This is a genomic window from Thalassospira sp. MIT121401, from assembly GCF_047125595.1.
GTDB lineage: Bacteria > Pseudomonadota > Alphaproteobacteria > Rhodospirillales > Thalassospiraceae > Thalassospira > Thalassospira povalilytica.
Genome location: NZ_CP138926.1, coordinates 2,371,142 through 2,385,349 on the forward strand (window position 1 = coordinate 2,371,142; position 14,208 = coordinate 2,385,349).

The 14,208-nt window shown below is 55.0% G+C and carries 12 protein-coding genes and 1 tRNA gene; 9 read left to right on the forward strand and 4 right to left on the reverse strand.

Translation table 11 applies throughout. The features are described 5' to 3' along the window. Positions 1-12 precede the first annotated feature (12 nt). Positions 13-351, reverse strand: a complete 339-nt coding sequence (locus SIB88_RS10870; protein ID WP_007091888.1) for a P-II family nitrogen regulator — start codon at positions 349-351, stop codon at positions 13-15. Positions 352-833: 482 nt separating this feature from the next. Between SIB88_RS10870 and SIB88_RS10875 the strand changes: the two genes are divergently transcribed. Beyond that, positions 834-2,006, forward strand: coding sequence for an aminotransferase (locus SIB88_RS10875; RefSeq protein ID WP_068518497.1), 1,173 nt, complete (start codon positions 834-836; stop codon positions 2,004-2,006). 103 nt (positions 2,007-2,109) lie between these two features. Here the strand turns inward: SIB88_RS10875 and SIB88_RS10880 are convergent, their stop codons facing one another. Next, positions 2,110-3,111 carry a Gfo/Idh/MocA family protein gene (locus SIB88_RS10880; protein WP_101247631.1) on the reverse strand — a complete coding sequence of 334 codons (1,002 nt, stop codon included), beginning with the start codon at positions 3,109-3,111 and terminating at the stop codon, positions 2,110-2,112. A 338-nt stretch (positions 3,112-3,449) separates the two neighbouring features. Here SIB88_RS10880 and SIB88_RS10885 point away from each other — a divergent pair. The 5 genes from SIB88_RS10885 (at position 3,450) to SIB88_RS10905 (ending at position 7,396) form a co-directional block, all read left to right on the forward strand. Then, positions 3,450-3,526, forward strand: a tRNA-His gene (locus tag SIB88_RS10885). A gap of 223 nt (positions 3,527-3,749) precedes the next feature. Further along, a complete protein-coding gene (locus SIB88_RS10890; RefSeq protein WP_412558057.1) occupies positions 3,750-4,760 on the forward strand; it encodes a serine hydrolase domain-containing protein in 1,011 nt (336 codons plus the stop codon). Between the two features lie 185 nt (positions 4,761-4,945). Continuing rightward, positions 4,946-5,476, forward strand: coding sequence for a hypothetical protein (locus SIB88_RS10895; protein WP_412558058.1), 531 nt, complete (start codon positions 4,946-4,948; stop codon positions 5,474-5,476). A 93-nt stretch (positions 5,477-5,569) separates the two neighbouring features. Further along, complete coding sequence (gene pyrC, locus SIB88_RS10900) at positions 5,570-6,616, forward strand: dihydroorotase (RefSeq protein WP_412558059.1); 1,047 nt, start codon at positions 5,570-5,572, stop codon at positions 6,614-6,616. 93 nt (positions 6,617-6,709) lie between these two features. Next, complete coding sequence (locus tag SIB88_RS10905; protein ID WP_412558060.1) at positions 6,710-7,396, forward strand: hypothetical protein; 687 nt, start codon at positions 6,710-6,712, stop codon at positions 7,394-7,396. A 2-nt stretch (positions 7,397-7,398) separates the two neighbouring features. Here the strand turns inward: SIB88_RS10905 and SIB88_RS10910 are convergent, their stop codons facing one another. After that, positions 7,399-8,289, reverse strand: a complete 891-nt coding sequence (locus SIB88_RS10910; RefSeq protein ID WP_412558061.1) for a putative metalloprotease CJM1_0395 family protein — start codon at positions 8,287-8,289, stop codon at positions 7,399-7,401. A gap of 169 nt (positions 8,290-8,458) precedes the next feature. On the opposite strand from SIB88_RS10910, the gene SIB88_RS10915 reads away from it, so the two are divergent. Beyond that, positions 8,459-9,430, forward strand: coding sequence for a DUF547 domain-containing protein (locus tag SIB88_RS10915; protein WP_412558062.1), 972 nt, complete (start codon positions 8,459-8,461; stop codon positions 9,428-9,430). A 94-nt stretch (positions 9,431-9,524) separates the two neighbouring features. On the opposite strand, the gene SIB88_RS10920 is transcribed toward SIB88_RS10915, so the two are convergent. After that, positions 9,525-9,764, reverse strand: a complete 240-nt coding sequence (locus tag SIB88_RS10920; protein ID WP_147250651.1) for a hypothetical protein — start codon at positions 9,762-9,764, stop codon at positions 9,525-9,527. A 474-nt stretch (positions 9,765-10,238) separates the two neighbouring features. Here SIB88_RS10920 and SIB88_RS10925 point away from each other — a divergent pair, with 474 nt between their 5' ends. After that, the gene (locus SIB88_RS10925) at positions 10,239-11,213 is read left to right on the forward strand and encodes a DMT family transporter (RefSeq protein ID WP_412558063.1); all 975 of its coding nucleotides are present in this window, start codon (positions 10,239-10,241) and stop codon (positions 11,211-11,213) included. A 187-nt stretch (positions 11,214-11,400) separates the two neighbouring features. Beyond that, the gene (gyrA, locus tag SIB88_RS10930) at positions 11,401-14,202 is read left to right on the forward strand and encodes a DNA gyrase subunit A (RefSeq protein WP_412558064.1); all 2,802 of its coding nucleotides are present in this window, start codon (positions 11,401-11,403) and stop codon (positions 14,200-14,202) included. Positions 14,203-14,208 lie beyond the last annotated feature (6 nt).

Sequence of the window (14,208 nt, forward strand, 5' to 3'; positions counted from 1 at the left end):
AGGCAAGACCGATCAGATCGCGTCGTTGCCCCGTTCACCGGTACGAATACGGATCGCGTCCTCAAGTGAGGAAACGAAAATTTTACCGTCGCCGATACGGCCGGTATGAGCGGCTTGCTGGATTGCCTCAATCGCACGCTCAACCAGCGTGTCCTCAACGACGATTTCCAGCTTTACCTTCGGCAGAAAGTCCACAACATATTCGGCGCCGCGATACAGCTCCGTGTGACCTTTCTGACGGCCGAAACCTTTGGCTTCGGTGACGGTAATCCCTTTGAGGCCGATCTCCTGAAGGGCCTCTTTTACCTCGTCAAGCTTGAATGGCTTGATGATGGCTTCGATCTTTTTCATTAAGCGCCCTCTGCTTTTTGCGAGAGTTGCGTAGAACTCGGAAAGCGTAATGCTTCGCACGGTGTCTGTTGCACGGACCATGCCAAGTTTGGTCCGCGGTGGCATTCTAAGGATTCTTTGCGCGAAAACCCAGCAAAACCCATGAAATTTTTAAGATTTTCTTGATTGCAGGTGATCGAGTTTTAGGCAAAATGATCAAAAAATATGCAAACGCCCTGCATCATCGCCGGGCAGAGTGATCCGGATTGCTCAATCCTTGCCAGAATGACACCGGCATGCGACAGGATTTGCCGCAAAAGAGTGAATTGTGTCATGCATATGTGCCAGATGACCTTTAATCGGTCTGTCTGATATATGGACTCGAACAATTTGCCTTTGGGCGATTATAGTACGGCACGGATGACCCATAAAATGGCCTGATCGGGCCGGGCTGCAACCGGACGCCACCATCCGGCGAACGCATATAATATAAAGGACGCCTCATGACCGAATTTGTCGGCAACCCGCTTTTTGCTTCGGGCGGTATTACGATCTTTGAAGTGATGAACGAACTGGCCCAGAAACATCAGGCCATCAATCTGGGGCAGGGTGCACCCGATACCGACGGCCCGGCCGATATCCGCGAAGCCGCCGCCAAGGCAACCATGGAACTGTCCAACCAGTATCCGCCGCTTGCCGGGGTGCCCGAATTGCTTCAGGCCGTTGCCGATCACAATAAACGGTTCTATGGCATCGATGTGGATCCGAAAACAGAAGTGCTGGTTGCAGTCGGCGCGACCGAGGGGCTGGCTGACGTGATCCTTGGTCTGGTGGCCCCGGGTGATGAAGTCATTCTGATCGAACCGCTTTATGACAGCTACCTTCCGATGGTGAAGCTGGCCGGCGGTATTCCCAAACTGGTGCGCGTGACCCCGCCGCACTGGGAATTGCCGCGCGAAGAACTGGCCGCCGCCTTCAGCGAAAAGACCAAGCTGATCCTGATCAACTCGCCGCAGAATCCCTGTTCCAAGGTTTATAGCGACGACGAACTGCAATTTGTTGCAGATCTGTGCATCAAGCATGACGTCATCGCGCTGTGTGACGAGGTGTATGAACATCTGGTCTTTGATGGCCGCAAACACAAACCGCTGATGACTTTCCCGGGCATGCATGATCGCACCGTGCGGATCGGATCGGCGGGCAAGACATTCTCGCTGACCGGCTGGAAGATCGGTTATGTCACGGCCTGTGCCAAACTGATGGAGCCGATCAAAAAGGCGCACCAGTTCCTTGTCTTTACCGTGCCGCCGGGGCTTCAGCATGGTGTGGCCTATGGGCTGAACAAGGATGACGAATATTTCGAAACCTTCACCGCCGAAATGCAGGCCAAGCGTGATTTCCTGATGAAGGGACTCAAGGAAGTCGGGTTTGATGTCCTGGATTCCCAGGGGACCTATTTCATCACCTGTGATTTCCGCCCGCTTGGCTATGATTGTGATGATGTCGAATTCTGTCAGATCATGATCAAGGAAGCCGGCGTGGTCGCCATCCCGGTGTCGGCCTTCTATCAGGGCGAAGATGGCGGCGTGCGCCATTTCGTGCGGTTCTGCTTCTGCAAGGAAGAAACAAAGATGCAGGATGCCATCGACCGCATGAAAAAGGCCTTTGCCAAATAGGATTGCCGTGCCGTGATCCGGCTGGTGCCGGATATGCCGATACACAAAGGGCGCAAGCATCTGCTTGCGCCCTTTGTCATTTAAGAAGGTCGATACCTGCTGATCAGGATTTGACCATTTCCCAACTGCCGGTCTTGGCCGAACGGGCAAGGGCATCCAGGATCTGCATATTCATGATCGCATCTTCGATCGGATAATCGACCGGGCTTTCACCCGCAAAGATCGCGGTCGCCGATTCCCCTTGCAGGGTATAGTGATTGCAGACCGGGAATTTGATTTCGCGTGCTTCGTCAAAGCCCGGCTGTTTCTGTCCGCCAACCCGGATGATTGCCGGGTTTTCCGGGATCGGGTTGAACGGCATCAGGATTTCGATCCGGCCCTCAGAACCCAGAATATGCACGCGCTGAACCGCGGCGGACTGGGTGCCGCAGACAAAGCTTGCCTGCAGGCCCGAACCGAAATCAAGCATCCCCGATACAAGCCGGTCGGTGCCGAATTTCGGGTCCTTGTCCATCAGCGACACAACGCGGACCGGCTCCTTTGCCGTGACAAAGCGCGGGCCGACAACGCAATAACAGCCGATATCAAGCAACCCGCCGCCGCCAATGTCCTTTTTGTTGCGCACATTGTTCGGGTCGGCATTGAAATAGGTAAAGATGCTTTGCACCGCGGTCAGCTGGCCGATCTGACCGCTTTCAACGATCTTGCGGGCTTCCAGCCATTGCGGATGATGACGCACCATAAAGGCTTCGAGAACCTGTTTGCCGCTTTTGTCGCGCGCAGCAATCAGGCGCTTGGCATCTTCGGTATCAAGGCCGATCGGCTTCTCGCACAGGACATGTTTGCCTGCTTCCAGCGCCTTGATCGTCCATTCGACATGAAGATGGTTGGGCAGGGGATTGTAAACCGCCTCGATTGACGGGTCGGCCAGAAGCTCCTCATAGGAGCCATAGGCGCGCGGAATACGCAAATTTTCGGCGACCTCGCGGGTCTTTTCAAGATCGCGTCCGGCAATCGCCAGAATTTCAAGCTTGTCGCTTTCCTGCATGGCCGGAATGACCTTTTCCGTGCCGATCTTGGCGGTGCTGATAACGCCCCACTTCATTCCGATACTCCGTCTGTTTTTCTGTTTTGTGGCCGGTTGCCCCAAGATCAACCATCGGGTGCCGGCAATCCGCAAATACATATATGCATGGTTTTGCACGCTGTTTTGCGGTTCAGTTCGTGACCCCGATTAATTAAGGCATGTGGCCCGACATGCAAGATGTTCAGACGGGTAGGTCGGCGAATTTGTATGAAGAATTCACCAGCCAAACCACCACCACATCGCCCAAGCCCGCAAAATTCGGCGCTTTGAAGGGCTTGGGAAAAATCAGCGGAAAAAAGTGAAAATATGCGCTTGACGTTGGGGGCCACGGGCCATATAAACCGCGCCACACGATGGCGGGTGTAGCTCAGGTGGTTAGAGCACCAGATTGTGGCTCTGGGGGCCGTGGGTTCAAGTCCCATCACTCGCCCCATGTGAAAAGGTCAGGCAGAAATGCCTGGCCTTTTCGCGTTTCAGGACGGATTTCCGGTACGACACGATCCTGTCCCATTGTGGTTGGATGTCACATTCCTGACGAATTGATTGCCAATAAGGAATTTAACTTCCGGGTCGATGGCCGGGAAGTCGCACGGTGCAGTCCATGGTCAAATGGACTGCGTATAGCGAATGATCCCGATTTCCAAGGACTGATGGATATGCCAAGCGACAGGCCACAACCGATGCTGACCCGCCGTGCCTTTGCCGCGACCCTTCTGGGGGCGGTGGCCGTTCCCTTTGTCGGCCGTGCCTTCTCCCAAACACCGTCCGACATCCGTTCGCGAATTGCGAACATGCCCCAGCTTCATGCCATCATGGTCCAACGTGGCGAGGAGGTCATCGTTGCCGAAGCACCGCGCGGGCCGGGACTGGATCGGGTTGCGAATATCAAGTCCTGCTCAAAAAGCATCATCGGTCTTTTGACGGGAAGCGCAATTGCGCAAGGAGCGATCCCCTCGGTCGATGCAACCATCGGCGAAATTGCACCCTCTATCATTCCGTCGGATGCGACCCCCGGTGTGGAAGACATCACCATCGAGGATCTGGTCACACTCCGGGCCGGGCTTGAAGGAACCTCGGGGCGGAACTACGGCGCCTGGGTCAATTCGGACAACTGGGTTTCCTTTGCACTGCGCCGCCCCATGGTTGCGACACCGGGCGGGCGCATGATCTATTCGACCGGCACAACCCATATTCTTGGTGCGGTGCTGATGGTTGCGACTGGGAAAAGCCTGCTGGAACAGGCGCGCGCGGTGCTTGGTCAGCCGCTTGGTATTGAGATTCCGGCCTGGACACGCGATCCGCAAGGCTATTATTTCGGCGGAAACGAGATGGCGCTGACGCCGCGTGCGATGTTGCGCATCGGGGCGCTCATGCGCGATCAGGGCCGGTTCGATAGCGATCAGATCATTCCGGCCGACTGGATCGACCAATCAACCGAGCCCCGCACCCGATCCCCTTATTCGGGCCTTGATTATGGCTATGGCTGGTTCCTCAGCCGTAGTGGCTTCATTATCGCCCGCGGCTATGGCGGCCAGATCATCGCGGCACATCCGGAAAAGAACCTCGCAGTGGCGATTACCTCAGACCCGACGTCGCCCGCTCGATCAGGCGGATATTTTGAGGACTTGATGGACCTGCTTGAAGGCCCGGTGCGGTCACTGGTCTGATGGCTGGGGTGTGAGAAATAAATTGGCCTCCGTCCCCTTTTTTTCATCGCAAAGCAGGCTGAGGGTGGTCGGTTCAAAATCTATCACCCGCCGTTCGCGAAAAGACTGAGATAACATACCTGACACTTTATTCTTCCGCACTTTTGTCTCCTTTTCTCGCGTGATACAAAACTGAGTATCAACCTATGATTTATTGGGGCGAGGGTGAAGTGAACATTGATCAAGTGCGTTATATAGCGATGTCCGACCTCAATCCTGGACGACTATTCATCCGTGAGCGCGACGGAAAAAAAATGTTGGGGGTTAGCCTGACTGGTTCGCAATCTGGTTGCAGCGTTATTTTTGAGGATGATCCTCGCCGAGTTCGACGACATGTTAATGTTACTAACGCACAAGTGTTGGAGTTGGGGTGCGAATGGAGTTTCGATGCAGAGAAACTGTCGAGAATCTCCCGTTTTACTGCTCTAGATCACGATAGCGTTCCGATTATCGTAGATGACAAAGCCACCTATATGCCAGTCGAGGTAGATGTTAATGGGCGCGGTGCCTGGCAAATGGAATGGCTGATTTTGTCTGGTGGAAATCGGTTTGAACTGGCATCAGGTGAAATTGCTCCTAGTTTTGCTCGTGCTTGTGTCTTGGGGGAATTCTCCGTTCAGATATGCTTGGGTGATACCAAGAAAAAAATTGACCCGTTCAATGTTTTGTCCCTCTAGGCATAGCACAGTTGTTCCCAACTCCGTGCCAATCTGCTAGGTAACGCTCCATACTTCCCAAACGGGGCTTAACGGTTGCCAGGAGATCGCCACATGTCGACACATCGCATTACCCTTCGCCGTCCGGATGACTGGCATTTGCATCTGCGTGATGGTGAGATGCTCAAAGGTGTGATTGGCGAGACGTCGGAGCATTTTGCCCGTGCGATCATTATGCCGAACCTGGTGCCGCCGGTGGTCAAGACTGCTGATGCCGTGGCCTATCGCGATCGCATCACCGCAGCCATTCCGCAAGGTCATGATTTCACCCCGCTGATGACCCTGTATCTGACCGAGGGCACCAATCCCGATGATATCGAGGAAGGATATAAGGCCGGTGTGATCACCGCCTTGAAGCTGTATCCGGCCGGTGCAACCACCAATTCCGACAGCGGGGTGCGCAATTTCGATAATGCGATGCCGGCGCTTGAGCGGATGGCAGAGCTTGGTATTCCGCTTTGTGTGCACGGCGAAGTCACCGATGCGGATATTGATATCTTTGATCGCGAAGCGGTGTTTATCGACCGGGTTCTTGATCCGCTGCGCAAGCGTCTGCCGGAACTGCGTGTGGTGATGGAACACATCACCACCGAAGACGGCGTTGAATATGTCAAAGCCAATGACAAAAACCTGGGCGCGACCATCACGACGCATCACCTGATCATCAACCGCAATGCCATTCTGGTCGGCGGCATTCATCCGCATATGTATTGCCTGCCGGTTGCCAAGCGTGAAAAGCACCGTTTGGCCCTGCGGGCGGCGGCAACGTCGGGTGATGCGCGTTTCTTCCTGGGCACGGATTCCGCGCCGCATACCGATGATCGCAAGGAAAGCCCGTGCGGCTGTGCCGGTATCTTTACCGCCAACAACACCGTGCAGCTTCTTGCCCATGTGTTCGAGCAGGAAGGCGCGCTTGACAAGCTTGAAGCCTTTGCCTCGATCAACGGGCCGCAATTCTATGGTCTGCCGCTAAACGGTGATCAGATCACGCTGGAAAAACGCGCGGAACCGGCGAAATTCCCCGCCAAGATCGAAACCGGCGACGGTCCGGTCACGGTGTTCAATCCGGGCTTTGATATTTTCTGGCATTACCGCAAGTAACAATAGTTAGGGTTGTAGTTAGACCTTTAATTGATGCTTTTAATTCAATACACTTCCGATAGCGTTTTGGAGGCGGTTAGGGGCGTTAGTTGAATGTTTAGTGATCAATTCCTTGGTCAATTGTCGAGCGATATGCGTATCGCAGTCTATGATGTCGTTAGAGCTGCCCGGCAAGAACTCGAGGAGACTAGGAGTTCTGATAACTGGTCAGCTGAGAAGCGCTATGTTGCACAGCTCAGGGGATTTATTGATGCGTTTGAACTGGATTGGGATGTTGCAGAATCTGCTCCCCCGCAGCGTGCGGAAGACTTCAAACTGTATTTTGAATGGTTTGATCACCAAATAGATTACTATTGCGCCAAGTTACGTTTTTCTTCGTTTAGGCGAGATGCCGATGAGTTCAGTGAGAAGGTTGAGCTTTCCGAAGATTATCGGGGTCAAATTCATAATTATTTGCTGAAAATTCGCAGAGTGCTGCAAGCCGTCGCTTTGGAAGAACGTCAGCGAGAAAATATCCTCAGAAAGCTGAATGAGCTTAGCACTGAAATTGATAAGAGCCGCTCGGGATTAACTCGCTTCACAAGTGCATTTATTGAGATAACAGCTGCGGTTGGAGAAGGGGCGGAAAGCTTGGAACCCGCAGTGAAGTTGATGGAGAGAGTTGCTGCTCTTTTTGGAAAAGCAAAGAAAGAGAATGACGTCAATCGAGAACTCGGTTTTGGCGAAACCAAGTTGCTTAAAGGACCTGAATCTGCTCAGGAAGAGGATGTTCAAGAGTAATTTTAACCGCTGAGATCAATCTTGCTTGGCGCGGCATTGAGGCCAAGGGTTATGCGATAGCTTTCGGCTGCGGCACTGGCCTGTGATGCGATCATCGCCGATATATTCATTGATGCGCCCTTGGCGACATTGAAGTCGGCCGCCGAGCTTCCCGGTACCGATGCCGCGCGCGATATCGCGGCCTGATTGGCGATGGCGGCGATACCGTCCAGCCCCTGAAGCGGGCGAATGCTGACCTTGCCGCCGGTGGCATAAAGCCGCCCGTCAGGTCCGGCGGTATAGCTATAGGTGATCATGCCGGCATTTGCCCCGGCAAGGGCCTGGTGACTTTCTTCCTCGGTTCTGACGGTGGCGTCGCGGGCGCGAAGCTGCTGGACGATTTCGCGTTCGCTTGCGGTCAGAAGGGCCGGGTTGGCGGTGGGTTGCCGGGCGCTTTTCGGGGTGTCTTCGCGTTCCTGTTGCTGACGTTCGGTCGGGCTTCTTGTGTCTGTTTCCCCGGCCGTTTGTTCGCCCGCAATATCGCGGGGATCAAGTTGCTGAATGATCGTGATCACCGATGCGGCCCGGTTGACCGGCGCGGTTGAGGGCGGGGGTGATGGCTGCGCGGGTTCCGGGCTGCTGGCGGTCCCCGCCGTCGATCCGAGGGAACCGGACAGCCCCGAACGTGACAGGGTGTTCGATCCGGCTTGTGACGGGTTGGGCGCGGGGGTGTTGCTGGCAAGTGGTACAAGGGCGACGGCGGCTGGCATGGTTTGCGGCGCAGACGCGCCCGTTCCGCCCGACCCGCTGGTCGGCGGCTGGCTCCCGGAGCCGGGCAGGGCGCGTGTGGCAATAATCTGGCCAAGTTGCCCACCACTCCCGGGGATGACCTGTATTGCACCTGCCTGTATCATGGGTGATAGTGTAACCCAACTTGGGGTTAAAAGTACATAAAGCAGGTTCCCGTGATCACGCCGGTTTGATGAGGCTGTGACGTGCTGAAACGGGTTACACTGTAAGCTGTTCCAAAAGCCGACAGGCGCTTGCCTGATCCTGTATCACTGACGAAACGGTTTTGCGGTTATGCGTTCTTTGCCCCTTTTGCCATTTGTTTCCGGTCTTTGCCGTCTTTGCCGTCTTTGCGACCTGTGCGGCCTGTGGCGTCTGGTTCGACGCGGCAGTTTGCCCGGGTTGCCCGGATGGCGTGGTCTGGCCAGCCTTGCGCCTGTGCTTGTTGTCATGGTGATGCTTGCGATGCCGGGGGCGGTCAAGGCCGCGCCAAAGGCCGATCTGTGGCCGGACTGGCAGGTTTACGATCCGCAAAGCACGATCATGGTCGATCATTCGGAATGGCAGGGGGTTCTTGACCGGTTTGTGGATCAGCCCGAAGCCGGGGTGACCACATTTGATTACCGGCGTGCCTTGTCGGAGCGCGCAAACGGGATTTATGCGGTTGCACATTATATAGACCAGATGGTCGATATATCGGTCAGTCGCCTTAACCGGGCCGAGCAGATGGCATACTGGATCAATCTTTATAATGCGCTGACCGTGAAGGTGGTGCTTGACCATTATCCGGTGGCATCGATCCGCGATATCGACATTTCGCCGGGCCTGTTCGCATCGGGTCCATGGGGCAAAAAGCTTGTCCGTATCGAAGGGCGGACCTTGTCACTTGATGATATCGAACACCGGATCCTGCGCCCGATCTGGCAGGATGCGCGCATTCACTATGCGGTCAATTGTGCATCGGTCGGCTGTCCGGCGCTGGCGCGCGATGCCTATGATGCCAAACGGATCGAAAGCCAGCTTGATCAGGCCGCGCGCGGTTTTATCAACCATGCGCGCGCCATCCATAGTGACGGCGATGGCGGCTTTGTGATTTCAAGTCTGTATGATTGGTATCGGGATGACTTCGGGGCGGGGGATGCGCAATTTGTCGCCCATCTTCTGACCTTTGCCGGGCCTGAGCTGACCGCACAGCTTGATCATATCGGCGGGTTTGATGTTTCCGACGATGAATATGACTGGGCGCTGAACGCACCGCAATCCTGACAAAGGTGCGGCAATTCCGGCGTGCCGATTGCCCAACGATCATGATCAGATCTCCGGGCGCGCTTGATGGCGCCCGGTGGCAAGGCCGGCACGATCAGGCCGCGTTGTGGCGCAGGCGGCTGGTGTTGGCATGGGGGGCACCCCAGTGCAACCGGTTGTGATGGTGCGTCCCGGGCAGGGCCGCCTCGGCCTTTTGGGCGCGATTTTGATTTACCTGCTCGATCGTGTGACGAACGTCACTGGCAGAAATGCCGTCATAGCGCATTAATGTCTGCACGATCGGGTCGGCAAGCATGTCTTCAATCGACAATTCCTGATCAACGTAACTCATCATCTCGTATCCTGGTCTTTTTGTTGCGCGTAATGTAGTGCTATTGCAAATCATTCGTAACAAAAAACTTGCGCCGATTTTACTTTTTTCCACTTTTGCTGGTTTGCTGCATTGATCTGCCTTGGTGTTCGGTGAAAATCACCGGGTACTGGCAATCAAAAATCCGTACCTTGCTGACCGTATAAAACCCGGAAATCTGCATCTTTTGGCTGTATGGTCCGGACAGGGCCGGGTGTTCTGGTTCTATCCTGTTGGGTTGATGTTTTTCAGTGGTGGCTTTGCTGTCTTGGCCGGGTGGTTCGGGCCCGGCCGGTTTGGGTCCCTATGCGTGGTCCCATGAAGGGGCAATCGCGCCAGCCTTTGGGCTGTCGGGGTTCTATTTTCTTGATTCTTTGGTATTTGGCCTCTAACGCTGGATGCCGGTTTGATCACAACCGTGATAAAGCCCAAAAACTATGGCGAAAATAGGCTGGGAACATGACACGTCCGGGAATTCGTGAATATGGCTTGCTGTTGCTGCTGGCGATGATTTGGGGCAGTTCGTTCACCTTTATTAAGATCGGGGTTCATGCCTATTCCCCGCTGGTGGTGGCGGGCGGGCGGCTGACATTTGCGGCCCTTGTCTTGTGGTGTTTTGCCCTGATCCGCAAATCCGACATGCCGCGCGGGCGGCGGGCCTGGATATCGACATTCATGGTTGCCCTTGTTGGCAATGCCATTCCGTTCTTTCTGATCAGTTATGGTGAAATTCGCGTTGATGCGGGGCTTGCGGCCATTCTGATGTCGACCGTGCCGCTGACCACCGTGGTTCTGGCGCATTTCTTTACCCATGATGAAAAGCTGACACTGGGCAAGGTGATCGGGGTGATCATGGGCACCATTGGCGTGATTGTTCTGGTCGGTCCGGAAACGCTTTCGGGGCTGGGGGGCGAATTCCTGTTTCAGTTGGCCATTCTGGTGGCTGCGGTCGGATATGCGATTTCGTCGCTGGTCGCACGCAATCTGCGCGATCAGCCGCGCATCGGGTCGACCGCCGTGATCCTGAGTTTCGCAGCCCTCATGCTGATGCCCTTTGCCCTGATCATTGATCGGCCATGGACCATGGAATGGGACCTTGGGGCGGCGATATCGATCATGTATCTGGGGATGTTCCCGACCGGGATTGCCATGTTCATGATCCTGCATCTGATTGCGGTGGCCGGGGCGAGTTTCCTGGTGTTTAACAATTATCTGGTGCCGGCAGTCGGGGTTCTGATCAGTTTTGTCGTGCTGGGCGAAGTGCCCCAGCCCAATGCGCTGGTGGCACTGGTGATCATTTTATGCGGGATTGCCGCATCGCAATTGCGATTTGGCCGCACGGCAAAGCATCCAGGCGATGATGGTGTCAAAGGCGATCCGATCGCGCCAGTTCTTGACAGTCCCGATCGTGAAAAAAGCAAGTCTAATCCGTAGAAAAAACACAAAATCGCGATAAAAGCCGAACTTTATCGCCCAACGTGGAATGTCGGGATTTGTCAATATTGTTTGTGGGCGACAAACCTGATACTTTCCGCCTTTCTGGTCCGGCATGTGCTTGAAAACAGGTGCATGTCACGCCGATTGAATCATTTCTGATCAAGCGTTTAAGAGGTCACGGCCTTTGTCCACCCAAGAGACCAATTCCGAGAGCCGCGATATTTTCCCGGTTTCCATCGAACAAGAAATGCGCCGCAGCTACCTTGATTACGCAATGAGCGTGATTGTTAGCCGTGCGCTGCCTGACGTCCGGGACGGTTTGAAACCTGTGCATCGTCGTATTCTGTACGCCATGCACGAAAACGGTTTCGAATATAACAAGCCGTTCCGCAAATCGGCCCGTGTGGTCGGGGACGTGATGGGTAAATACCACCCGCATGGTGACAGCGCGATTTACGACGCGATGGTCCGTATGGCCCAGAACTTCTCCATGCGTCTGCCGCTGATTGACGGGCAGGGGAACTTTGGTTCCATGGATGGCGACAAGGCCGCCGCCATGCGTTACACCGAAGCCCGCATGGCCAAGGCAGCCCATTTCCTGCTTGATGATATCGATAAAGACACGATTGATTTTCGCGATAACTATGACGAAACCACCAAGGAACCGTCTGTTATCCCGGCACGTTTTCCGAACATGCTGGTCAATGGTGCGGGCGGTATCGCCGTTGGTATGGCGACCAATATTCCGCCCCATAACCTTGGCGAAGTCATTGATGGCTGCATGGCCTATGTCGACAATCCCGACATCACCGTCGAAGGGCTGATGGAATTTGTCCATGGGCCGGACTTCCCGACCGGTGGCCTTATTCTGGGGCGTTCGGGCATCCATTCGGCATTCAAGACCGGCCGCGGGTCGGTCGTCATGCGCGCACGCACCCATGTCGAGGAAATCCGTGCCAACCGCGAAGCGATCATCGTTACCGAAGTTCCCTATCAGGTGAACAAGGCGACCCTGATGGAAAAGATCGCCGAACTGGTACGTGACAAGAAACTCGAAGGCATTTCTGATCTGCGTGATGAGTCGGACCGTTCCGGTGTCCGGATGGTGATCGAACTCAAACGTGATGCGAATTCCGACGTTGTCCTGAACCAGTTGTTCCGCTTTACCGCCCTTCAGACGTCGTTTGGCGTCAATATGCTGGCGTTGAACCGTGGCAAGCCGGAACTGATGAACCTGAAAGACATCATTCAGGCCTTTGTCGAATTCCGCGAAGAAGTCATTACCCGTCGGACCATCCATCTTCTCAAAAAGGCGCGTGAACGTGCCCATGTTGTGGTTGGTCTGGGGATTGCCGTTTCCAACATTGACGAAGTCATCAAGCTGATCCGCAATGCAGCCGATCCGACGATCGCCCGTGAACAGCTTATGGCGCGTGACTGGGCGGCGGGCGATATTGTTCCGTTGATCGAACTGATCGCCGATCCGAACCAGATCGGGTCATCGGATGGCATGTATCGCCTGTCCGAAGCACAGGCCCGTGCAATCCTTGAACTGCGTCTGCATCGCCTGACCGGTCTCGAACGCGACAAGATCGCGGGCGAATTGACCGAGTTGGGTGGAAAGATCAAAGACTTCCTTGATATCCTGGCCTCGCGCGAGCGCAAGCTTACGATTCTCAAGGACGAACTGAGCGAAATGCGCAATGAATTCGCCGACCCGCGTCGCAGCGAAATTCAGGAAGCAGAATTCGAACATGACATCGAAGATCTGATTGCCCGCGAAGACATGGTCGTCACCGTGTCGCACAGCGGCTATATCCAGCGTGTTCCGCTGTCGACCTATCGCGCGCAGCGTCGCGGTGGCAAAGGCCGTTCGGGCATGGCCACCCGCGAGGAAGATTTCGTTTCCAAGCTGTTCGTGGCCAATACCCATACCCCGGTTCTGTTCTTCAGCTCCGAGGGCATGGTCTATAAGATGAAGGTCTGGCGTCTGCCGGTCGGTACCCCGCAATCGCGCGGCAAGGCCCTTGTGAACCTGCTGCCGCTGTCCGAAGGCGAATATATCACCACGGTCCTGCCGCTTCCCGACGAGGAAGAGTGGCCGAACCTGCATGTGATGTTTGCCACCTCGACCGGGAATGTCCGCCGTAACAGCCTTGCCGATTTCGTGAATGTGAAATCCAACGGCAAGATCGCCATGAAGCTTGAAGAAGATCGTGGTGACAAACTGATCGCGGTTCAGACCTGTACCGATGATGACGATATTCTTCTGACCACGCGAATGGGCAAATGCATTCGCTTCCGTGTCGGGGATGTCCGCGTCTTTACTGGCCGTAATTCGGTTGGTGTGCGCGGTATTCGCCTGGCGGACGAAGATTCGGTCATCGCGATGTCGGTCCTGTTTGGCAACCATGTCACCATGGAAGAACGTGATGAATACCTTTCGATCGCAGGCAAACTGCGTCGCGAGGAAATCACCGAAGACAATCTTCCGCTCGAAGTGCTCAGTGCTGAACGCTATCAGGAAATTCTTGCTGGTGATCAGCTGATCCTGTCCGTGACCGAAAACGGCTATGGCAAGCGCACGTCTGCCTATGAATATCGTGTAACCGGTCGTGGCGGGCAGGGCTTTGCCAATATCGAGATGTCCGAACGTAACGGTAATGTTGCTGCATCCTTCGTCATCGAAGAAGGCGACGAACTGATGATGGTCACCAATGGTGGCAAGGTCATCCGTATGCCGACCCACGACATCCGTATCGCCGGCCGCAAGACACAGGGTGTGACATTGTTCCGGACTGCCGATGACGAACAGGTCGTCGCGGTTGAACGACTGTCAAACCTTGGCGGTGACGAAGAAGGTGAAGAGGGCGATGTGGATGGTGTTGAAAACACCGATGACGCATCAACCGACACCGCAGAAACCAGTGCCAGTGATGCGGGTGATGATGCACCGGCAACTGATGGCACCGAAAGCGACGAATAATTGGAA

Excerpts from the sequence above, each read along its gene's own strand:
- SIB88_RS10870 (WP_007091888.1), bottom strand. The coding sequence starts at position 351 with ATGAAAAAGATCGAAGCCATCATCAAGCCATTCAAGCTTGACGAGGTA.
- SIB88_RS10875 (WP_068518497.1), top strand. The coding sequence starts at position 834 with ATGACCGAATTTGTCGGCAACCCGCTTTTTGCTTCGGGCGGTATTACG.
- SIB88_RS10880 (WP_101247631.1), bottom strand. The coding sequence starts at position 3,111 with ATGAAGTGGGGCGTTATCAGCACCGCCAAGATCGGCACGGAAAAGGTC.
- SIB88_RS10890 (WP_412558057.1), top strand. The coding sequence starts at position 3,750 with ATGCCAAGCGACAGGCCACAACCGATGCTGACCCGCCGTGCCTTTGCC.
- SIB88_RS10895 (WP_412558058.1), top strand. The coding sequence starts at position 4,946 with ATGATTTATTGGGGCGAGGGTGAAGTGAACATTGATCAAGTGCGTTAT.
- pyrC (WP_412558059.1), top strand. The coding sequence starts at position 5,570 with ATGTCGACACATCGCATTACCCTTCGCCGTCCGGATGACTGGCATTTG.
- SIB88_RS10905 (WP_412558060.1), top strand. The coding sequence starts at position 6,710 with ATGTTTAGTGATCAATTCCTTGGTCAATTGTCGAGCGATATGCGTATC.
- SIB88_RS10910 (WP_412558061.1), bottom strand. The coding sequence starts at position 8,289 with ATGATACAGGCAGGTGCAATACAGGTCATCCCCGGGAGTGGTGGGCAA.
- SIB88_RS10915 (WP_412558062.1), top strand. The coding sequence starts at position 8,459 with ATGCGTTCTTTGCCCCTTTTGCCATTTGTTTCCGGTCTTTGCCGTCTT.
- SIB88_RS10920 (WP_147250651.1), bottom strand. The coding sequence starts at position 9,764 with ATGATGAGTTACGTTGATCAGGAATTGTCGATTGAAGACATGCTTGCC.
- SIB88_RS10925 (WP_412558063.1), top strand. The coding sequence starts at position 10,239 with ATGACACGTCCGGGAATTCGTGAATATGGCTTGCTGTTGCTGCTGGCG.